The following is a 20,798-nucleotide window of genomic DNA, read 5'->3' on the forward strand; positions in this document are numbered from 1 at the left end:
TGCCTTCGGATGACAGGAATGAGTCATTCACTGCATCGGAGGCAGCTCGTCCAGCAGCCAGGCGATCGCGTCCTTTTTGGACACCCGGCGGGCCTCTTCGTAGCGCGAGTCGTAGTCCGGGAGCGCCGCGCGCAGCGTCTCGATGAGCGCCCGGACCTCCGGGCTGCCGCGGTCGAGCCGCCCGCGGATGACGGCGGACGCGGCGAGCACCCGGGCCGCCGTCTCGGGACGGCCCTGCCGTTCGCGGATGATCGCCAGCAGCTCCACCACCCCGGCCAGGTCCGGCATGTCGCCGCGCTGGTTGATCGCCCGGATCGCGATGCCCGCGTGCGGCTCGGCCTCGTCCGCCCGGCCCTGGGCCAGCAGGAGCCGCGCCTCGAAGGCGTGGATGAACTCGTCGCCGATCCCGCCGGGGAACCAGTCGTCGCCCCCCATCGCGGCGACGCGGTCGAGCAGCGCCCGCGCCTCGGCCAGCCGGTCCGTGCGCAGCAGCAGCTCGAGCCTGCCGAACATCAGGATGGCCCGGTGCTGCAGGTTCGCGATGTCTTCGCCGTAGCGCTCCGCCGCCTCCTGATCGCGCCAGGCACCCTCGAAGTCCCCGGCGCGCGCCCGCTCGACGGCCAGCCGCCACCAGTGCTGCACGGCGTCCTCGTACGAGCGCAGTTCCATCGACAAGGCCAGGCCCTGCTGGTAGATCTCGATGGCCTTGGCGCTCTCGCCGTTCTGCGACAGCGAGTACGCCTTGAAGCTCAGCGTCATCGCGATGCCCCAGCGGTCGCCGACCGCCTCGAACCCGGTGTGGGCCAGGTCGCGCGCCCGGTCGGCCCCCTCGACGTCGCCCGCGTCGTCGAGCAGGAAGCTCTCCACCCAGTGCGCGCCGGCGCGGGTCCACTGGTCCGGGTGCCGCGCGGCCCGGCCCACCTCGCGGACGGCGATCTCGCGATCCCCGCCCAGGAAGGCCAGCATCGGCAGGGCCACCGCGAGGCCCGGGTAGCGGTCCACCGCCTCGGTGCGCACGCAGGCGTCGACCAGGCGGAGGATCTCGGGCCGGTCCGACCGGACCGGGATCGCGTCCATGAGGTAGCCGAGCGCCCGGTAGGCGGCCAGGGCCGCCGGGGGCAGCCGGTCGCCGAACTCGAGGGTCTCGCGCAGCAGCGAGCCGATCCGCCCGCCCTGGCCGAGGATGGTCAGGTACCAGAACATCCCGTCCAGCAACGCGACCGCGTTGTCCACATCGGACATCTCGATGGCACCGCGCAGGGCGGCGATCATGTTGGCGCTCTCGGCTTCGTACTGGTCGATCGCCCGCAGCTGGTCGGCCGTGCGCAGCGTCGGTTCCAGCCGCTGGGCGAGTTCGGCGTAGTAGCGGGCCATCGCCCGGCGCGTGCGGTCGTGCTCCCCCGACTCCACCAGCCGCTCGGTGGCGTACACCCGCAGCGTCTCGAGCATCCGGTACCGCGGCTCACCACCGGCGTCGACCGTGTCCACTATGGACTTTTCGACCAGGCTGCCGAGCACGTACGGCACGTCGGCCACGGGGAGCAGCTCGTCGCCGCAAACGGCTTCGATCGGGGCCAGCTCGGCGCCACCGGCGAACACCGCGAGCCGCCGGGCCAGCACCAGCTCGGGCTCGGCCAGCAGTTCCCAGCTCCACTCGACGACCGCGCGCAGGGTCCGCTGCCTCGGCAGGGCCGTCCGGCTGCCCGAGGTGAGCAGCCGGAACCGGTCGCCGAGCCGGCCGGCGATCTGGGCCACGGTCATCGACCGCAGCCGCGCCGCGGCCAGCTCGAGCGCCAGCGGCATCCCGTCGAGGCGGCGGCAGATCTCCCCGACGTGGTCCACAGTGGACTCGTCGAGGACGAAGTCGGGGCGGACCGCGGCGGCCCGGTCGAGGAACAGCCGGGCCGAGTCGAGCTCGGCGGCCTCCGCGGGCGCGGCGCGTTCCGCGGGCACCGGCAGCGGGCCGAGCGGGCAGAGCGCCTCCCCGGTGATGGCCAGCGGCTCGCGGCTGGTGGCCAGGATCCGCAGCCGCGGCGCCCGGTGCAGCAGCTCGTCGGCCAGCCGCGCGGCGGCGTCGACGACGTGCTCGCAGTTGTCCAGCACCAGCAGTGCTTCCTCGCCGCCGAGCGCTTCGACGGCCTGGGCCACCGGATCCGGCGGCCGCCGGTGGACCTCGGCCTCGGTGCGGATGTCGCGGACCTCGAGCGCGCCCAGCAGCGCACCGGCGACGTCGTCGGGGTCGCGGACGCCGGCCAGCGCGGCGAACCACACCCGGCCCCGCTGGTGCGCGGGGTGCCGCGACGCCGCCTCGGTGGCCAGCCGCGTCTTGCCCGCCCCGCCCGGCCCGGTCAGGGTGACCAGCCGGGCGCCGCCGAGAAGCTCGGCCAGCAGCTTGAGCTCGTCGTCGCGGCCGATGAACGTGGTCAGCCGGGTCGGCAGCCGGTCGGCCACCGGCGACGGCGGCGCGAACTCGCCGCGCAGCGCGGCGACGTGGATCTCCTGCAGCTCGGCCGAAGGGTCGACGCCGAGCTGGTCGGCCAGGGTGCGCCGGATCCCGGCGTAGACGGTCAGCGCTTCCGGCTGCCGCCCGGCCGCGCACAGCGCGCGGATCCGCAGCCCGGCGAGCCGTTCGCGCAGCGGGTCGGCGTCGGCCGCCGCGGCCAGGTCGGTCAGGACCGCGGCGTGCTCGCCCAGCCGGATCAGGGCTTCGAACCGGTCCTCGGCCGCCTCGGCCCGCAGCTCGGTGAGCCGCCGCGCCGGCGACGGCGCGAACGGCGCGTCGAGGACGTCGGCGAGAGCGGCGCCCTGCCACAGCGCGAGGGCCTCGGTGAGCAGGTCGGCGGCGCGGGCGTCGCGGCCCGCGGCCAGCTCGCGGCGCCCCTCGGCGGCGAGCCGTTCGAACCGCTCGGCGTCGACGTCGCCGGCCGCCACCGCGAGCCGGTACCCGCCCGGCCCGGATTCGACGGCCACCGGCAGCACCTTCCGCAGCCGGGAGACCAGCGACTGCAGGGCATTGGCCGCGTCCGCCGGCGGTCCGGCGCCCCAAAGACCGTCGACGAGCGCGTCGGCCGGGACCGCGCGCCCGGCGTCCAGCGCGAGCCTGGCCAGGAGCATGCGGAGGCGGGCGCCGCCGATGTCGATCGGCGTGCCGTCGTCTTCCGCCGCCCGCAGCGGGCCCAGCAGCGCAACGCGCATGTGTCCAGCTTTCCAGACGGCGGGGCCGCGCCGGGGCGGGCCGACGTAAGTGCTGATTATCCGGACAAAAGCGACAGGAGCTCCCGGTTCACCCGTTCGTGGCGATACGTTGCGGACGAGGTCCACCGACACGGACAGGAGCGTTCATGAGGGGACAGAAACCGGTCGTGGTGGCGGCCGCCGTGGTCGCCAGTCTCTGCCTCGGCACCGGCGTCGCCGCGGCCGGCGACGGCTGGGGCGCGCCGAAACCCGGCAGCGACGGCGCCGGCGACAGCTACTACCCGCAAGACGGCAACGGCGGCTACGACATCGCCGACTACAACCTCAAGGTCAGCTACGACCCGGCGTCGCACCAGCTCACCGGGAACCAGGACATCTCCGCCCGGGCGACGCAGTCGCTGAGCTCGTTCGACCTGGACCTGCGCGGCCTGACCGTCGACTCGGTGAAGGTCGACGGCCGCGACGCGAAGTTCGCCCGGACCGGGGACCACGAGCTGGTCATCACGCCGTCGCGCGCGCTGTGGCGAGGCCAGAACTTCAAGGTCAAGATCGCCTACCACGGCGTGCCCGCGCCGATCAGCGACCCGGCGCTCGGCGACAACGGCTGGCAGTACGCCAAAGCGGGTGGCGCGTTTGTCGCCGGCGAGCCGAAGTCGGCCACGACCTGGTACCCGGTCAACGACACCCCGCTCGACAAGGCCACGTTCCACCTGGCCATCACCGTGCCCGACGAGTGGGGCGTGATCGCCAACGGCCGCGAGAAGCCGTCGGTCAAGGCGCCGGGCGGCACCACGCACGTCTGGGCCGAAGAGACGCCGATCGTGCCGTACATGACGACGGTCGCGATCGACAAGTGGACGTTCGACCGCCAGAAGCGCAAGGACGGCACCCCGATCGTCAGCGCGTTCGCCCCCGGCGTCCCCGACTCGACGAAGCAGGCCGAAGCGCGGCTGCCGGAGATCCTCGACTTCCTCGAGTCGAAGTTCGGCAAGTACCCGATCGACGCCGCGGGCGGCATCTTCCTCAACGAGCAGATCGGCTTCTCGCTGGAGACGATGAGCCGGCCGATCTACTCGGCGGGCTGGGCCGGCACGGTGCCGACGATCGTGCACGAGAACGCCCACCAGTGGTACGGCGACTCGGTCGCGGTCGCGCACTGGCGCGACGTCTGCCTCAACGAGTGCTTCGCCTCCTACGCCACCTGGCTGTGGAACGAGGCGAAGGAAGGCGTCGACCTGAACAAGCAGTACGCCGACAACGTCAAGAAGGCTTCCACGGCGTTCTGGAACGGGAAGCTGTACGACATGGGCCAGGGCCAGGAGTTCACCTACGTGTACTCGAAGGGCCCGATGATGCTGCACGCGCTGCGCAACTACATCGGGCAGCCGGCGTTCGATTGGGTCCTGAAGACCTGGCCGTCGCTGCACCGCGACGGGAACGCGAGCATGCAGGAGTTCCAGCGGTTCACCGAATTCGCCGCGCACCGGAGCCTCCAGGGCTTCTTCGACGCGTGGGTGTACGGCACCGGCAAGCCGGCCGACCAGTACCTCTACCCGGGTGGGCTGAAGCCCGCCGCCTGAGCGGTTGACGTCGGGGCCACCCTGCGGACGTAGGGTGGCCCCGACGTTTCCGCTCCGGGAGGATGGCATGGCCAGGGTGCTGATGACGGGGTTCGCGCCGTTCGGCGGCGAGTCGGTCAACCCGTCGTGGCAGGCGGTTTCGCTGGTGGGCGCGCGCCGTACCGACGTCGCGGCGGTGGAGCTGCCCTGCGAATTCGCGGCGTCGCTGCCCGCGCTGCGGCGGGCGCTGGAAGCGCACCGGCCATCGCTGGTGGTCTGCGCCGGCCAGGCGGGCGGCCGGGCGGAGGTGACCCCGGAGCGGGTGGCGATCAACCTGATCGACGCCCGCATCCCGGACAACGCGGGTGCCAAGCCGGTGGACGCCCCGGTGGTCGCGCAGGGCCCGGCGGCGTACTTCACGACGCTGCCGGTGAAGGCGTGCGTGGCGGCGATCCGCGCGGCGGGCGTCCCGGCGTCGGTCTCCCACACCGCCGGGACGTACGTGTGCAACCAGGTGTTCTACGGGTTGATGCACCTGCTGGCCACGGAGTTCCCGGGCGTGCGCGGCGGGTTCGTGCACGTCCCGTTCAGCCCGGAGCAGGTCGCGGCGGCGAGCAAGCCCGAGCCGTCGCTGAGCGTGGACCGGATCGCCGACGCACTGGAAGCGTTGGCGGACACGGCGTTGCGGGTCACCGAGGACCTGCCGATCAGCGCAGGCGCGGAACACTAACCGCCGCGGCCGGCGAGCTCGACGAACGCCGCCGGGCCCGGGACGTTGTGGTGCACCGTCAGGTCCGCGACCCGGTCGCCGCTCCGGGCCGGGGTGAAGCTGACGACCAGCGTGCAGCGGTGGCCCGGCGCCACCTCGTGGCCGACGCACGCGCTCGCGTCCACGGCGAAGTCCGTGCTGTCCAGCTCGATCCCGCTGACCCGCAGCGCGCTCGCGCCGACGCTGCGGACCGCCACCACGCAGGTCGTCGTCGTGTGCACGGGTGTCGCCGGGCAGGTGACCGACTCCGGGACGATGACCCGCGCTTCCGCGGCCACCTCCGGCACGCCGGGGAACGTCGCCGAGCGCCCGCGCACGAGGTCGAGCACCGTCACCCCGGTCACCGTCAGGACCAGCGCACCCGTTGCCAGCAGCAGGATCGCGATCGCCTTGATGCCGCGGGCGCTGCCGTCCTTGGCGGTGAACCCGCCGGCCGCCAGCACGGTGACCACCAGCGTGGAGATCAGCGTCGCCTCCGGGCCGGCCCCGATCGCCGCCGGGACGAGCGTGCCGAGCAGCGACGCTCCCACCGTGACGGCGAAGCCCGTCCAGGAGAAGCGTTTGGCCTCACGCAACTGGCTCCGCACGGTCGGCGCGCGAGGTTCCGTCACCGTGCTCGTTCTCGTGGCAGTGCTCATGCAGGAAGGAGCGGCGAGCCTACCCACCACGGACGATTTTCGCCCGTTCGGCGGTACGGCAGTGGTGAGCCGTCAGGCCGGCTTGACCTCGCGGATGAAGCCGGCGATCAGATCATCGAGGCGGCTGGGATCTTCCGTGAGGTAGATCGCGGCCACCCGGCGCTCCTCCACGCCGAAGAGCACGATCGACGACTTCTTGTCGGCAGTGGCGACGTACTCGCCGTGCAGCCCGCCGCCGTCCCAGGTGCCGCGGCGGACGGCACTGCCGGCGGGCGTCAGCTTCGTGTTCACCTCGATGTATTCGGTGGTCATGCCCTGTAAGTAGCGGACGCTGCCACCCGTGAAGTCGCAGACGACCGAGAGCTGGCCGCCCAGTAGCTGCGCGAAGTGGTCGTTTTGCTTGCAGGTGCTCCGGTCCGGGACGGACCCGGCCAGTGTGCGCAGGCACGGGGTGAACCCGGCCCGGTCGCGTTGCGCCGTCTGCGTGCAGTCCGCTGCGGCCTGCGCGGCCTGGTCCCGGATGACGAACACGACGACGGTGGCCACGACCGCGGCGACCAGGAGCACGGCGAGCGCGAGGAACCAGCGCTTGGGTTTCCGGCGCGGTTCCGGCGGCGGCGGGTGCTGCGGCGGCCGCGGGATCTGCTGCTGCCAGGGCTGCGGCCGCGGCGGCGTCACCGGCGGGCGGACGGGCGCGAACGCGGGCACGGTGAGGTCGGTGGTGGTGCCCAGCGGAACGTGGTGGAGCCCGAAGGCGACCGCCGTCTCGGGCTGGTCCTGGGTGGTCGGCGCGACGCCGAGCTGCCGTCCGAGCAAGGTGGCTAGCAGCGGCATCCGGCTCGGCCCGCCGACGAGGTAGACCCCGGCGAGCTGCGCGGGCGTGAGGCCGGCGCGGCGGATCGTGGCGGCGAGCAGCTCGGCGCTGCGCAGCAGGCTGGGCCGCACGAGCGCTTCGAGCTCGTCCCGGCTGACGAGGACGTCCCCGAACGGCTCGGCCATCGGCACGTGGGTCTGCGCGTGCCGCGAGAGGCTTTCCTTGGCGTCACGGACATCCTGCAGCAACGCGCGGCGCGTGCGGCGGTCGGCGGTGGTCTGCGGCCGCAGGAGGCGTTGCCACTGCGCCGGATCGGCGTGCGAGACCGACCGTCCGATGTGGACGAGCAGGGCCTGGTCGATGTCGAGGCTGCCGAGATCGGACAGGCCGTCCTCGGCGAGCACGGTGAAGCCCTGCCGGGTGATTCCGACGACGGCGCAGTCGAAGGTGCCCGCCCCGAGGTCGTAAACGCCGATGGGCCCACCCGCCCGGCGGCCCAGGCTGGCGTAGTGGGCGGCGGCGGCCACCGGCTCGGGGATCAGCCGGACGTCGGCGAACCGGGCTTTCGCGGCGGCGACCCGGAGGACGTCCTGCCGGTCGGCACCCCAGCCGGCGGGGTGCGAAATCCGGGTCTGCGCGGGCGGGTGGCCGAGCTGCCGTTCGGCTTCCTCGCCCATCCGGCGCAGGACGGCGGCGAAGGCGTCGGCGATGTCGACGTCGGTGTCGCCGAGCCGGAGCGTGCCTTCGTCTATGCGCCGCTTCGGGTTGGGTTCGAACCGGCTGGGCTCGAGCCTCGCCCGCCGTTCGGCGTCCTGGCCGACGACGAGCAGGCCGTCATCGTTGACGTAGACGGCGGACGACATGGTGACGGACCCGTCGACCTCGATGGCCCGCGGCCCGCGCCCGAAGGCGGAGAGGACCCCGACGGTGCTGGAAGTCCCGAAGTCGATCGAGAGCACGTCCACGCGGATTCCCCCTCCCAAGGTCCGCGGGCATCGTCTCACGGACGAGAGGGGCCGCTTCGGTCAGGCGCAGGCGTCAGTGTGATCCCGCTGAGCGGCCGAAACGGTGACGTCGCGATCATCGAAATCGGCGACCACCCGCATCCGGCCGCCGAGGGCCGTGATGTAGCGGCGGAGGGTGTCCAGCGCCATCTGTCCGGGGTCACCCTGTTCGAGCTGGCTGATCCGCGGCTGGCTGACCCCCATGCTCCGGGCGAGCTCGGTCTGGCTGACGCCGGCATCCTCCCGGAGCTGGGCAAGGCGGAACCCGAGTACATAAGCCTCGGTCGCCTCCCGCGCCGCGATGCGCGCGGCATCTACGTCGCGACCGGCCTCACGGTCGATGGCAAGCTTCTCGGCTTTGACTTCCTTCCACGACCGGGTCATCACTCAGTCCTCCTCTCCGGCTCGCAGGTGGTCCCGGAACCGCTGCTCCGCGACGGAGATGTTGAGTTCGTACCAACCCTTCCAGTTCCCGGCCTTGTTGCCGGCCACCAGAAGCAACGCACAACGCACCGGATCGAAGGCGAACAGGATCCTGATCTCGCTGCTCCCGGCGGACGCCGGTCTCAGCTCCTTCAGTTGTGCAAGCTCGAGCCCTTGATCCGGTCGACCAACGGCCGCCCGAGGCGAGGGCCCTCCCGGGCGAGCATGTCGATCGCTTCTTCGACCCGGTCCGCAGAGACCGGGTCCTCACGGCACAGGTTCACGAACCACTGCTCGACCTCGTCGTGAAGTTCGATCTCCCACTCCATCCGACAACTATAATGTACGCCTTATAGCCGGAGCGCACCAGACGCAAAGAAGGGCGGCTCCCCGCTCGGGGGAACCGCCCTCCTGGCGTACTACGCGACGATCACTCGCCTTCGGCTTCGCCGCCCTGCTCCTCGTGGCCCGCGCCGATGCTGACCGGCGGGGCGTCCGGGATGGACGACGGACGGCGCTCACCGCGGAAGGTGAACTTCGCCTGGTCGTCCTTGTCCTCCGGGTTGCCGCTCCAGCCTTCGACGTCGACCAGGATGATCTGGCCCGGCTCGACCTCGCCGAAGAGGATCTTCTCCGACAGCTGGTCCTCGATCTCGCGCTGGATCGTGCGGCGCAGCGGCCGCGCACCCAGCACGGGGTCGAAGCCGCGCTTGGCCAGCAGCGACTTGGCCTTCGCCGTGAGCTCCAGCTCCATGTCCTTGGCGCGCAGCTGGGTCTCGACCCGGCCGATCATCAGGTCGACCATCATGATGATCTGTTCCTGCGTCAGCTGGTGGAACACGATGATGTCATCGATCCGGTTCAGGAACTCCGGGCGGAAATGCTTCTTCATTTCCTCGTTGACCTTCTGCTTCATCTTCTCGTACCGGGTGCCGGTGTCGTTGGACCCGGCGAACCCGAGCGAGACGGACTTCGAGATGTCCGACGTGCCCAGGTTGGACGTGAAGATGAGGACCGTGTTCTTGAAGTCGACCGTGCGGCCCTGACCGTCGGTCAGGCGGCCGTCTTCCAGCACCTGCAGGAGCGTGTTGTAGATCTCCTGGTGCGCCTTCTCGATCTCGTCGAACAGGACCACCGAGAACGGCTTGCGCCGCACCTTCTCGGTCAGCTGGCCGCCCTCTTCGTAGCCGACGTAGCCCGGAGGGGCACCGAAGAGCCGCGAAGCGGTGTAGCGGTCGTGGAACTCGCCCATGTCGATCTGGATGAGCGCGTCGTCCTCGCCGAACAGGAACGCCGCCAGCGCCTTGGAGAGCTCGGTCTTACCGACACCGGACGGGCCGGCGAAGATGAACGAGCCCGACGGGCGCTTCGGGTCCTTCAGACCGGCCCGCGTACGGCGGATCGCCTGCGAGACGGCCTTGACCGCGTCCTCCTGGCCGATGATGCGCTTGTGGAGTTCCTCCTCCATGCGCAGCAGCCGGGTGGTCTCCTCCTCGGTCAGCTTGAACACCGGGATGCCGGTCCAGTTGGCCAGCACCTCCGCGATCTGCTCGTCGTCGACCTCGGCGACGACGTCGAGGTCGCCGTCCTTCCACTGCTTCTCCCGCTCGCCCTTCTGGCCGAGGAGGGTCTTCTCCTCGTCGCGCAGGCGGGCGGCCCGCTCGAAGTCCTGCGCGTCGATCGCGGACTCCTTGTCGCGGCGGACGTTCGCGATCTTCTCGTCGAACTCGCGCAGGTCCGGCGGCGCGGTCATCCGGCGGATGCGCATCCGGGCGCCGGCCTCGTCGATCAGGTCGATCGCCTTGTCCGGGAGGAACCGGTCGTTGATGTACCGGTCCGCCAGGGTCGCGGCGGCGACCAGCGCCGAGTCGGTGATCGAGACGCGGTGGTGCGCCTCGTACCGGTCACGCAGGCCCTTGAGGATCTCGATGGTGTGCTCCAGCGACGGCTCGCCGACCTGGATCGGCTGGAACCGGCGCTCGAGGGCGGCGTCCTTCTCGATGTACTTGCGGTACTCCTCGAGCGTGGTCGCGCCGATCGTCTGCAGCTCACCGCGGGCGAGCATCGGCTTCAGGATCGAAGCCGCGTCGATCGCGCCCTCGGCGGCACCCGCCCCGACCAGCGTGTGCAGCTCGTCGATGAACAGGATGATGTCGCCGCGGGTCTTGATCTCCTTGAGCACCTTCTTCAGGCGCTCTTCGAAGTCACCGCGGTAGCGGGAGCCGGCGACCAGCGAGCCCAGGTCCAGCGTGTAGAGCTGCTTGTCCTTGAGCGTCTCGGGCACCTCGCCCTTGACGATGCTCTGCGCGAGGCCCTCGACGACGGCGGTCTTGCCGACGCCCGGCTCGCCGATGAGCACCGGGTTGTTCTTGGTCCGGCGGGACAGCACCTGCATGACCCGCTCGATCTCCTTGCCGCGCCCGATGACCGGGTCGAGCTTGCCCTCGCGGGCGAGCACGGTCATGTTGCGGCCGAACTGGTCGAGGACCAGCGACGACGACGGGGTGCCCTCACCGCGGCCGGAACCGGTTTCGGTGGACTCCTTGCCGCCCTGGTAGCCCGAGAGCAGCTGCAGCACCTGCTGGCGAACCCGGTTGAGGTCCGCTCCCAGCTTGACCAGGACCTGCGCGGCGACGCCCTCGCCCTCGCGGATCAGGCCGAGCAGGATGTGCTCGGTGCCGATGTAGTTGTGGCCGAGCTGCAGCGCTTCGCGCAGTGACAGCTCCAGCACCTTCTTGGCGCGCGGCGTGAACGGGATGTGCCCGCTCGGCGCCTGCTGGCCCTGGCCGATGATCTCTTCGACCTGCTGGCGCACGCCCTCCAGGGCGATGCCCAGCGACTCCAGCGCCTTGGCGGCGACACCCTCACCCTCGTGGATCAGACCCAGGAGGATGTGCTCGGTGCCGATGTAGTTGTGGTTGAGCATCCTGGCCTCTTCTTGAGCCAGGACGACCACCCGCCTCGCGCGGTCGGTGAACCTCTCAAACATGTGCACTCCCTCGACTGCTGCGCCGGCGGCCCGTTTCCATCGTGCTTTCACCGCGATGGATTCAGCACCGTGAGACCACTCTAGTAGCCAAGTCGTCGCGCTGGCTTACCACTACGGCTGTTCGCGGTCTTTTCCGCACCCGGACGTGGGGTCCGCCGGGTGCTCCCATCATCAGGTTGCCCTGCACCTTTACGTCAAGCCCAACGTGCGATCGGCCACGGGGATTCCGCCATCCGCGCCCTGTCCGCTCACCGCGAACAGTCCGCAAGCTGGGAGTGACCCACCCGATTGGCGGAACTCCTGGAAGCCTGTAAGGTTAGGCACGCCTAATCCACTACGGCGCTGTCAGGAGGGCCGCGGTTGAGCCAGCAGCGGTCCTTCCGTGACGCACGCGAGGTCGGCGACGGCCTCGCGTCGTCGTTGCGGCGGGTCTCCGGCCTCCAGGAACGCACCGAGCTGCGGCGTGACGTCCCGGCGGGCTGGATCCGCTGTTCGGAGCTACTGGAGACGCCCGCATACTTCGGCGAGTGGCGCGGCCTGCTGGGCGACTGGCTCCTGCGCGAGCACTCCTCGGCGCCTGCGCCGACCACGGCCAGCTGGGTGCTGACGTGGTACCTGCACGTCCCGGCGTACGTCGGCGCGCTGTTGTGGCACCACGAGCGCCGGGTGCCGTCGCTGAAGCCGGCGGAGCTGGCGTTCCGCCTGGCCGACGACCGCCCGCACCCGGACGGCATGGCGGTGCTGGGTGACGCATTCCACTGCCTCCCGACCGACCCGGGCTCGGCCCGCCCGGAGGCGACGGTGGTCCGCGACGAGCGAGCACTGGCGGCGGTACTGAGAACGCGTTACCTGGCTCACGCGGCCCGGTTCGTCCAGGCGTATGCACCGCTCAGCAGATTGGGCCGCCGGACGCTGTGGGCAGCGGCGACGGACGCGCTGGAGAACTCGCTGTGGTGGGCGGGCCGCCAGGGCGGGACACCGGAGGCCGAGGGCGCGGGCGTGGCGGACGCGGCACTGGTGCTCGACGCGCGGTACCCACCGCTGACCTCGGCATCGACGTTGCGCCTGGCGGAGGGGCCTGAGGGCCACCGCGAGTGGACGCGGCGGCGCGAGAGCTGCTGCTTTTCGTACTTGCTGCCATCGTCACCCGAGTGCGACGGCTGCCCGCGCACCTGCTCGCGATAGCCAGGCGGCCCCAAACATCCCCCGCCCGATCCCTGGGGGGCGGCCCCGAGGCCAGTCTATCGGCTCCCGCCGGCAAAACCCGCCGATCGCCGCCCATGAGCCCGAGCTGTCCACATCTCAGCCGACCTGGGGACAACTCCAGCCCGGATCCCGGCCGGCCGCTCCCAGTGCCCGCTCCAGCGGCGAGGCATCGGCCGCCACCGGTACCGCCGGCCCGTAGACCCCCATCGACCGCGCCTGCTCGCCCATCGCCACCGCGGACTCGTACACCGCCGTTGCCGCTTCGGGCGCGCACCGCAGCTGCTGCCCGCTCGCCCGGGCCAGGTCCCAGCCGTGCAGCACGAACTCGCCCAGCACCATCGCGCCCACCACCGCCGCCGGCAGCGAAGCCGACCCCAGTGCAGTCGTCCCCGTCCACGCCGACGGCGGCTCGAACACCTCCACCAGCGTCTCCGTCTGCTTCTCCAGATCCGCGCGCCAGCTGTCCGTCACCAGGGCCGCGTCCGCCTCACCGCCGAGGGGCGAGGGCGCGGCCGAACGCCGTCCCGCGGCGATCATCCACGGGCCCCAGTACAGGAGGTGGTTGAGCAGCCCGCGGACGTCGTACCCCGCGCACGGCGTCGGCGCGGCCAGGTCGTGGACCGCATCCGCGATCCGGAGGAATTCGCCCGCGGCGGGGCGCAGCAACTCGGCAGTCATGCCGGTGATCCCACTTCCCCGGCGAGCACCGCGTCTTGAACGAACGCGACAGCTACCGTGACCCCGTGACACACCGGATCCCGCGCGGCATCGTGGCCGAAGCCACCGCGCGCACGATGTTCACGCTGACCAGGCACCCGCCGGCCCCGGAACTGGCCGGGTTCGTCGAATACCACTGGATCCTGCGCTGGGACCTGCGCGGCAAACCGCCGCACGAGCAGCGGGTGCTGCCGAACCTCTCGGTCCACGTCACGTTCTTCCCGGGCGCCTCCGGTGTCCACGGCCCGGCCCACGACGTCTTTTCCCACCGCTTGACCGGCCGCGTCCAGGGCCTGGGCGTGCGATTCCGGCCGGGCACCTTCCGCGCGTTCCTCGGCGGACCCGTGCGTGACATCGCCGACCGGGCCGTCCCACTCACCGACGTTTTCGGACCGGCCGCGTCGGCGGCCGCCGAATCGGTGCGCACGGCAGGCGACGATGCGCAAATGGTCGGCGCGATCGACAACTTGCTGATCGCAAATCCCGTGCGACTGTCTCCGGCCGCCCGTACCGCGACGGAGGCGGTGGAACAAATCGCACGCGATCCGGAAATTACCCGGGTGGCGCAACTGTGCGCGGATACTGGACTAACCACCCGCTCTCTCCAGCGGGTGTTCGCCGAACACGTCGGCTGCCCGCCCAAGTGGGCGATCCGGATTTACCGTCTCAATGACGCAGCGCAGCGGCTCGTCACAGAAGGACAACGCGATTACGCCGGACTGGCGGTTCGACTGGGCTATAGCGACCAGTCGCACTTCATCCGCGATTTCCGGACGGTGACCGGCCAGTCGCCTGCCGAGTACGCCCGAACATCGCGGGCACCGGAACGGGAACCGGACAGCGACCGGACATGAAGAAAGCCGCCGGGCGAAATACGCCCGGCGGCCACCGCTGGAAACCCCGCGTCGACGAGATTGGCACGCCACCACGGCGTACGGGATCGCTGCTGGTCAGCGACCCGCAGCCGGCCCGCACGGAGGCGGCGTGAACAATCTTCAGTTCTTCTTGTGGTAGGCCTCGACGACCTCGGAGGGGATGCGGCCGCGGTCGGAAACCGCGTAACCGTTCTTGCGCGCCCACGACCGGATGGCCTGGTTCTGCTCACGGTCGACGGCGGCCGGACGAGCCGAACCCTTACCCGCGACCGGACGAACCGTGGCGCGCTTGCGACCTCCCGCACGACGCGCGTGCTCGACATACTGAGCGAGCGCGTCCCGCAGCTCCTCCGCGTTTTCCGAGGAGAGATCGATCTGGTAGCTGACTCCGTCCAAACCGAACTCGACGGTCTCTTCCGCCTCACTGCCGTCGAGGTCGTCGACCAGCGAGACGAGCACCTTCTGTGCCATCCGATTCCTCCTGCGGGGCTTACTCAATGATCTGGTACGGGGCAAGCCCCGGGACAGAAGACTTTGTCTAGAACATTAGTACCCGCTTCCGCAGTGCAGCGCAAATCTCATTGCGATAACCGGCGGCTATCCTCACACGGCCGGGTTATTCGGGCCGCACCTGCGGGAAGAGGATCGTCTCCCGGATACCGAGACCGGTCAGCGCCATGAGGAGCCGGTCGATCCCCATTCCAACGCCGCCGCTCGGCGGCATTCCGTACTCGAGGGCCCGCAGGAAATCCTCGTCGAGCCGCATGGCTTCGCTATCGCCCTGTGCGGCGAGCAGCGACTGTTCGGTGAGGCGTTCCCGTTCGACGACCGGATCGACCAGCTCGGAGTATCCGGTGGCGAGTTCGAATCCGCGCACGTACAGGTCCCACTTCTCGGCCACCCCGGGCCGGGAGCGGTGCTGCCGGGTCAATGGCGACGTCTCCACCGGAAAATCACGGACAAACGTCGGTGCGTGCAGGTGATCTCCGACGAGGTGTTCCCACAGTTCCTCGACGAGCTTCCCGTGCCCGAGCTTCGGATCCACTTCCAGGCCCCTGGCCTGCGCGAATCCGAGCAGTTTGGCGGCGGGCGTCTCCGGCGTCACCTCTTCGCCGAGGGAATCGGACAACGACTCGTACATTCCGAGCGTGGTCCATTCGCCGGAGAGGTCGTACTCCGAACCGTCCGGCAGGGTGACGACCAGCGTGTCCAGCACCGTCTGCGCGGCCTCCTGGATCAGCTGCCGCGTCATCACCGCGTTCGTGTCGTACGTGGCGTAGGCCTCGTAGTACTCGAGCATCGCGAACTCCGGCGAGTGCGTGGAGTCGCTGCCTTCGTTCCGGAAGTTGCGGTTGATCTCGAAGACCTTCTCGATGCCGCCGACGACGCAGCGCTTGAGGTAGAGCTCCGGCGCGATCCGCAGGAACAGCTCCATGTCGAACGCGTTGGAATGCGTGACGAACGGGCGGGCCGTGGCGCCGCCGTGCAGCGTCTGCAGCATCGGCGTCTCGACCTCGGTGAACCCGCGGCGGTGGAACGACTCCCGCAGCGACCGGACCACGCCCGCCCGCGTGCGCACGACGTCCCGCGCGCGCGGGCGCATGATGAGGTCGACGTAGCGCTGGCGGATCCGCGTTTCCTCGGCCAGCTCCTTGTGGGCGTTCGGCAGCGGGCGCAGCGCCTTCGAGGTGATGCGCCAGGCGTCGGCCATCACCGAAAGCTCGCCGCGCTTGGACGTGATGACCTCACCCTGCACGAACACGTGGTCGCCGAGGTCGACGTCGGACTTCCACGCCGCCAGCGCGTCCTCGCCGACCTTCGCCAGGCTGATCATCGCCTGCAGTTCGGTGCCGTCGCCCTCGCGGAGGCTCGCGAAGCACAGTTTGCCCGTATTGCGCAGGAACATCACCCGGCCGGTGACGCCGACCTGCTCGCCCGTGGCGGTGTCGACGGGGAGGTCGGCATGCGCCGCACGCACTTCGGCGAGCGAGTGCGTGCGGGGTACCTCGACCGGGTAGGGATCGATACCCTCCGCGAGGATCCGGTCGCGCTTCTCCCGGCGCACCCGCATCTGCTCGGGCAGTTCATCTTCGGCGGGGTCGCTGGTGGGAGGGAGCTTTTCGGTCATGGCCCATAGGGTACGAACCCTGCCGCGCGCTACGCCAACCGGATTACCTTTACCTTTCCCTCCATTAGCCTGGACTCGTGAGTGATCCCACACGAGGTCAGCGCGCATCTTCCTTCGGCAGCCGGGCCGCCGAGTACGCCCGGCACCGGCCCGATTACCCGCGGGAGGCGATCGAGTGGGGGCTTTCCGGAGCGAGCGGAACACCGCGCCGGGTGCTCGATCTCGGCGCCGGAACCGGCAAGCTCACCCTCGGCCTCGTCGCGCTCGGGCTCGACGTCACCGCGGTCGAACCCGACCCGGAAATGCGCGCGGAACTCGAGCGGGCCGTGCCGTCGGTGACGTCACGGGCGGGGCAGGCGGAAGGAATCCCGCTGCCCGACGAGGCCGTCGACGCGGTTTTCATCGGCCAGGCGTTCCATTGGTTCGACGTACCGGTGGCGATGACGGAGATCGGCCGCGTGCTGCGCCCGGGCGGGGTGTGCGTGCCGATGTGGAACTACGAAGACGAGTCGGTGCCGTGGATCGCCGAGTTCACCACGCTGGGCCGCGACGGCGCCCACCGACCGACGAGCATCGAAGACATGCGCGAAGTGACCCACCCGGCCTTCGAATCATTCGAAAGCGACCGGTTTCGCCATACGCAACGGCGCACCGCGGAGACCCTGCTGGAAACGATCGCGACCTATTCGAAGGTGATCGTGTCGGCCCCGGAGGAGTCGGCGGCCCTGCTGGGCCGGCTCCGGCAGTTCCTCTCGGAGAATCCGGCCACGGCGAACGGCGAGTTCGACCTGCCGCTGGTCACCACCGTCTTGCGCGCGCGAAGGCGGTCTTGACCTCCGTTCAAGTGGAGGTTCGATACTGCGGGGATGCGCAGGAAATCACTGGGGCGAGCCTTGATCTCGCTGACTTCGCTGGTGACCGCAGTGGGTCCCTACAAGGCCGACTGGAACGAGACCCACGTGTACAACCCGGAATGGCCACCGCACGCGAAGTTCCACAACGGCCAGACCATGAGCCTGGGGCTCGCGCTGGGTGCGACGAGCTTGTGGCAGCTCTGGCGACGGCCGCCGCCTGGCCCGCGGCTGAGGCTTCGGGATGCATCCGAGGTGGTCTCGAACACACCTCGGGTGCGGCGGGTCAGGGCCGGATGTTGCGCTCGTACGCCAGCCGCAGGCCGAGCAGCGTCAGCTCCGGGACGTGGTCGGTGATCGTCTCCGACTCGTCCAGCACCAGCGGCGCCAGGCCGCCCGTGGCCAGGACCGCCACCGGTTCCGCGCCGCCCGGGGAAAGCTCGCGGACGATCCGGCGCACCAGCCCGTCCACCTGGCCCGCGAAGCCGTACAGGATCCCGGACTGCAGGCACTCCACCGTGTTCTTGCCGATCACCGACCGCGGCGGCACCAGTTCGACCTTCCGCAGCGCCGCCGCGCGCAACGCCAGTGCGTCCACCGAAATCTCGATCCCGGGTGCGAACGCGCCGCCCAGGAACTCGCCGCGGGCCGAGATCGCGTCCACGTTGGTCGACGTGCCGAAGTCGACCACCACGCACGCCGTGCTGTGGAGGTGGTGCGCGGCCAGCGTGTTCACCAGCCGGTCCGCGCCCACCTCCTTGGGGTTGTCCACCAGCAGCGCCACGCCGGTGCGCACGCCCGGCTCGACCACGATCTTCGGCACCCGGGCGTAGTACCGGCTGAGCATCACCCGCAGCTCGCGCAGCACCGCCGGCACCGTCGACAACGCACTGATCCCGGACACCGCGTCCGCGTGCGGGCCGAGCAGCCCGCGGACCGTCAACGCCAGCTCGTCGGCCGTGATCCGCGCGTCCGTGCGCATGCGCCAGTCGCCCACGAGCTCCTGACCGGACCACAGCCCCAGCACGATGTTCGTGTTGCCGACGTCGACGGTGAGCAGCAAGCGGGTCAGCTTTCCGCGTGCAGCAACGCGTCGAGCCGGCGGGCGTCCGCCGTCTCGGCGACCGGGAAAATCGCCGTCTCCTCGTCCGGCGGCAGGGTCACCGTGCCGGACAGCAGCCCGGATCCCTCCGGCGCGTGGCCGGGGTCGGTGTGCCGGTGGACGATCCGGTTGTCCGCGTCGACGAACACCACGCGCGGCTGGTACGTCGCCGCCTCGGCGTCGTCCATCTGGCCGTACGAGATGAGGATGACCAGGTCACCCGGGTGCACCAGGTGGGCCGCGGCGCCGTTGATGCCGAGCACCCCGCTGCCGCGTTCCCCCTTGATGACGTAGGTCTCCAGCCGCGCCCCGTTGGTGACGTCCACAATGGACACCTGTTCCCCCGGCAGCAGGTCCGCGGCCTCCATCAGGTCCTCGTCGACCGTCACCGAACCGACGTAGTGCAGGTCGGCCTGGGTCACGGTGACCCGGTGGATCTTCGACTTGAGCATCGTGCGGTACATCGTGGACTCCTATTCCCCTGCGTCCCGTTCCGGGCGCGCTGGGTGATCTACCGAAGCACCGAGCAACACCGGAACGTTGTCGATCAGCCGGGTACTCCCCACCCGAGCTGCGATCAACAGTCGTGCCTCACCGTCGACGGGCGCGGGCCCGAGGTCGGTTCCCCTCAACTCCAGGTAATCCACCTCGACCGCGGGACGCGCGGCGAGGGTCTTCCACGCGGTCTCGAGGACCGCGCCGGCACCGTCCCGGCCGACGAACGCCCCCGCGGTGAGGGCGGCCGACAGGACGATGGCGTCTTCGCGCTGTTCAGGCGTCAGGTAGACGTTGCGCGAGGACAACGCGAGCCCGTCGCGCTCCCGCACGGTCGGCACGCCGATCACGCGCGTGTCGATGTTCAGGTCGCGCACCATCCGCTTGATCAGCACCAGCTGCTGGTAGTCCTTTTCGCCGAAGAAGGCGTAGTCCGGACGGAGCAGGTTGAACAGCTTCGCCACGACGGTGAGCACACCGGCGAAGTGCCCGGGCCGGACGGCGCCTTCGAGTTCTTCGCCGAGCGGTCCCGGGTGGACGGTCACCACGGCCCCTTCGGCGTAGAGCGCGTCCGCGCTGGGCGTGAAGGCGATTTCGATGCCGTCCTCGCGCAGGATGTCGAGGTCGGCCTCCAGCGGCCGCGGGTACGCCTCGAAGTCCTCGCCCGCGCCGAACTGCAGCGGGTTCACGAAGATCGAGGTGGCCACGACGGTGTTCGGCAGCCGCTTCGCACGGCGGATCAGCTCGCGGTGCCCGGCGTGCAGCGCGCCCATGGTCGGCACGAGCGCCAGCTTGCGGCCGACGCCGTGCAGCGCCCGGCTGACCTGGCTCACCTGTTCGGGCGCCGCGAACGTGTTCAGGGTGCCGCGGCTGAATTTCGGTGTGGTCACTGGTCTTGGTGCCCTTCGGCGGGATCGTCGAGGAGTTCGGTGAGGTCTTTGGCGGCCGCGGTGTCCAGCAGCCCGGCAGCCGTCGAACGCGCCACCGTGCGCTTGGCCAGCGCGCGGTAGGCCGGCGCCACGTCCGGCGCCCGGTCCGCCAGCACCGCGAGGTGCTTGCGGACGGTGCCGACGTCGCCACGCGCGACCGGGCCGGTGAGGGCACGATCGCCGTGTCGCAGCACATTATCCAATGCCGCCGAGAGCAGTGGCGCCACCAGGCGTTCGGATTGCCCGATTCCGGCCTGGCGCAACAGGTCCGCGCAGTCGGCGACCAGCGCCATCAGGTGGTTTGCGCCGTGGGCCAACGCAGCGTGGTAGAGCGCTCGCGCGGAGTCGGGGATCCGCACCGGCTCGGCGCCCATCTCGACGGTCAGGGCTTCGCCGACGTTCCACGCCGCTTCGTCGTCCTCGGCCGCCGTGACGCCGATGCTGCACGCCGCCAGCCGTTCGAGGTCCTCCTCGCGGCCGGTGAACGTCATCACCGGGTGCAGGGCGAGCGGCAGGGCCCCGGCTTCGGCCGCGGGGGCCAGGACGTCGATGCCGTGCGCCCCGGACGTGTGCACGACGATCTGCCCCGGCCGGAGCGACTCGGTGGCGACGAGCCCGCGGATCATCCCGGCGAGCGCGTCGTCGGGGAGGGCGAGCAGCACGAGGTCCGCCCGGCGGACGGTTTCGTCGGGCGGCAGGAGTGGCACGTCGGGGAGGAGGCGTTCGGCACGGGCCAGCGACGCGGCGGACAGGCCGGACGCGGCAACCACCGTGTGCCCCGCCCGGGCCAGCGCGGCGCCGAGCACGCTGCCCACCCGGCCGGCGGAAACGACGCCGACCCCGAGGCGGGCGGGCCTCATCATGGCGTGCGCCTGTGGACGCTCATGGTTGGCAGACTCCCTCTGCTCTCGTTCCAGTCCCGCTCCGGGTACCGGACGACGGCGCGAGACTACTGTGCCGCTGGTGACCAATCCGACCACAGTCAGGGCCGTCCAGCTGTGTGGCAAAGGTTACGTGCCGGGTGGGATCGGCCTGCTTTTGGCCGGATTGGTCGCTCCGGCGAACGCGCGCCGTTGAGCCCGGGTGACCAGCTTCACCCGGACC

Annotated in this window: 20 protein-coding genes; 6 read left to right on the plus strand and 14 right to left on the minus strand. The window is 70.6% G+C overall.

The annotated features are described in order from the left end of the window. Nucleotides 1-27: 27 nt before the first annotated feature. Nucleotides 28-3,195 (minus strand): BTAD domain-containing putative transcriptional regulator, encoded by a 3,168-nt coding sequence (locus ISP_RS45020; RefSeq protein ID WP_013230443.1) that lies wholly within the window; start codon nucleotides 3,193-3,195, stop codon nucleotides 28-30. 146 nt (nucleotides 3,196-3,341) lie between these two features. Here ISP_RS45020 and ISP_RS45025 point away from each other — a divergent pair, with 146 nt between their 5' ends. After that, entirely contained in the window at nucleotides 3,342-4,775 is a 1,434-nt protein-coding gene (locus ISP_RS45025; RefSeq protein ID WP_013230444.1) for a M1 family metallopeptidase, read from the plus strand. 67 nt (nucleotides 4,776-4,842) lie between these two features. Next, entirely contained in the window at nucleotides 4,843-5,484 is a 642-nt protein-coding gene (pcp, locus tag ISP_RS45030; RefSeq protein WP_013230445.1) for a pyroglutamyl-peptidase I, read from the plus strand. Here the strand turns inward: pcp and ISP_RS45035 are convergent. From ISP_RS45035 to ISP_RS45055, 6 genes are all read right to left on the minus strand, one after another. Then, nucleotides 5,481-6,134 carry an Ig-like domain-containing protein gene (locus ISP_RS45035; RefSeq protein ID WP_013230446.1) on the minus strand — a complete coding sequence of 218 codons (654 nt, stop codon included), beginning with the start codon at nucleotides 6,132-6,134 and terminating at the stop codon, nucleotides 5,481-5,483. The genes pcp and ISP_RS45035 overlap by 4 nt on opposite strands. 99 nt (nucleotides 6,135-6,233) lie before the next feature. Continuing rightward, nucleotides 6,234-7,940 carry an Hsp70 family protein gene (locus ISP_RS45040; protein WP_013230447.1) on the minus strand — a complete coding sequence of 569 codons (1,707 nt, stop codon included), beginning with the start codon at nucleotides 7,938-7,940 and terminating at the stop codon, nucleotides 6,234-6,236. A 60-nt stretch (nucleotides 7,941-8,000) separates the two neighbouring features. After that, nucleotides 8,001-8,363, minus strand: coding sequence for a helix-turn-helix domain-containing protein (locus ISP_RS45045; RefSeq protein ID WP_034284194.1), 363 nt, complete (start codon nucleotides 8,361-8,363; stop codon nucleotides 8,001-8,003). 3 nt (nucleotides 8,364-8,366) lie between these two features. After that, nucleotides 8,367-8,558: a type II toxin-antitoxin system RelE/ParE family toxin gene (locus tag ISP_RS48200; protein WP_320109510.1), complete on the minus strand. Its 192-nt coding sequence runs from the start codon at nucleotides 8,556-8,558 to the stop codon at nucleotides 8,367-8,369. Beyond that, entirely contained in the window at nucleotides 8,555-8,731 is a 177-nt protein-coding gene (locus ISP_RS48205) for a hypothetical protein (RefSeq protein WP_014467813.1), read from the minus strand. Before ISP_RS48205 ends, ISP_RS48200 begins: the two co-directional genes overlap by 4 nt. A 101-nt stretch (nucleotides 8,732-8,832) precedes the next feature. Then, on the minus strand, nucleotides 8,833-11,391 hold the full coding sequence (locus ISP_RS45055; protein ID WP_034284160.1) for an ATP-dependent Clp protease ATP-binding subunit: 2,559 nt from the start codon (nucleotides 11,389-11,391) through the stop codon (nucleotides 8,833-8,835). 360 nt (nucleotides 11,392-11,751) lie between these two features. On the opposite strand from ISP_RS45055, the gene ISP_RS45060 reads away from it, so the two are divergent. Beyond that, on the plus strand, nucleotides 11,752-12,576 hold the full coding sequence (locus ISP_RS45060) for a (2Fe-2S)-binding protein (protein WP_013230450.1): 825 nt from the start codon (nucleotides 11,752-11,754) through the stop codon (nucleotides 12,574-12,576). 117 nt (nucleotides 12,577-12,693) lie between these two features. Here ISP_RS45060 and ISP_RS45065 read toward each other — a convergent pair whose 3' ends face one another. After that, on the minus strand, nucleotides 12,694-13,275 hold the full coding sequence (locus ISP_RS45065; protein ID WP_013230451.1) for a TIGR03086 family metal-binding protein: 582 nt from the start codon (nucleotides 13,273-13,275) through the stop codon (nucleotides 12,694-12,696). Between the two features lie 35 nt (nucleotides 13,276-13,310). Here ISP_RS45065 and ISP_RS45070 point away from each other — a divergent pair, with 35 nt between their 5' ends. Then, complete coding sequence (locus ISP_RS45070) at nucleotides 13,311-14,168, plus strand: helix-turn-helix domain-containing protein (protein WP_013230452.1); 858 nt, start codon at nucleotides 13,311-13,313, stop codon at nucleotides 14,166-14,168. 141 nt (nucleotides 14,169-14,309) lie between these two features. On the opposite strand, the gene ISP_RS45075 is transcribed toward ISP_RS45070, so the two are convergent. Together ISP_RS45075 and lysS are read right to left on the minus strand one after the other, a co-directional pair. Then, nucleotides 14,310-14,660, minus strand: coding sequence for a histone-like nucleoid-structuring protein Lsr2 (locus tag ISP_RS45075; RefSeq protein WP_013230453.1), 351 nt, complete (start codon nucleotides 14,658-14,660; stop codon nucleotides 14,310-14,312). Nucleotides 14,661-14,805: 145 nt separating this feature from the next. Further along, the gene (gene lysS, locus ISP_RS45080; protein ID WP_013230454.1) at nucleotides 14,806-16,317 is read right to left on the minus strand and encodes a lysine--tRNA ligase; all 1,512 of its coding nucleotides are present in this window, start codon (nucleotides 16,315-16,317) and stop codon (nucleotides 14,806-14,808) included. A 77-nt stretch (nucleotides 16,318-16,394) separates the two neighbouring features. Here lysS and ISP_RS45085 point away from each other — a divergent pair, with 77 nt between their 5' ends. Further along, nucleotides 16,395-17,150: a class I SAM-dependent methyltransferase gene (locus tag ISP_RS45085; RefSeq protein WP_071831617.1), complete on the plus strand. Its 756-nt coding sequence runs from the start codon at nucleotides 16,395-16,397 to the stop codon at nucleotides 17,148-17,150. Nucleotides 17,151-17,183: 33 nt separating this feature from the next. Next, nucleotides 17,184-17,525: a DUF6640 family protein gene (locus ISP_RS48210; protein ID WP_320109494.1), complete on the plus strand. Its 342-nt coding sequence runs from the start codon at nucleotides 17,184-17,186 to the stop codon at nucleotides 17,523-17,525. Here ISP_RS48210 and ISP_RS45090 read toward each other — a convergent pair. Genes ISP_RS45090 through ISP_RS45105 form a run of 4 tightly spaced genes read right to left on the minus strand, consistent with a single transcriptional unit; the run spans nucleotide 17,455 to nucleotide 20,611 of the window. Next, nucleotides 17,455-18,231 (minus strand): type III pantothenate kinase, encoded by a 777-nt coding sequence (locus ISP_RS45090; protein ID WP_013230456.1) that lies wholly within the window; start codon nucleotides 18,229-18,231, stop codon nucleotides 17,455-17,457. The two genes, ISP_RS48210 and ISP_RS45090, sit on opposite strands and share 71 nt — an antisense overlap. Before the next feature lie 5 nt (nucleotides 18,232-18,236). Next, complete coding sequence (gene panD, locus ISP_RS45095) at nucleotides 18,237-18,734, minus strand: aspartate 1-decarboxylase (protein WP_013230457.1); 498 nt, start codon at nucleotides 18,732-18,734, stop codon at nucleotides 18,237-18,239. A gap of 9 nt (nucleotides 18,735-18,743) precedes the next feature. Further along, nucleotides 18,744-19,655, minus strand: coding sequence for a pantoate--beta-alanine ligase (gene panC, locus ISP_RS45100; protein ID WP_013230458.1), 912 nt, complete (start codon nucleotides 19,653-19,655; stop codon nucleotides 18,744-18,746). Further along, complete coding sequence (locus tag ISP_RS45105; protein WP_378250698.1) at nucleotides 19,652-20,611, minus strand: Rossmann-like and DUF2520 domain-containing protein; 960 nt, start codon at nucleotides 20,609-20,611, stop codon at nucleotides 19,652-19,654. Before ISP_RS45105 ends, panC begins: the two co-directional genes overlap by 4 nt. Between the last annotated feature and the right edge of the window lie 187 nt (nucleotides 20,612-20,798).

This window comes from Amycolatopsis mediterranei (assembly GCF_026017845.1).
Taxonomy (GTDB): Bacteria; Actinomycetota; Actinomycetes; order Mycobacteriales; family Pseudonocardiaceae; genus Amycolatopsis; species Amycolatopsis mediterranei.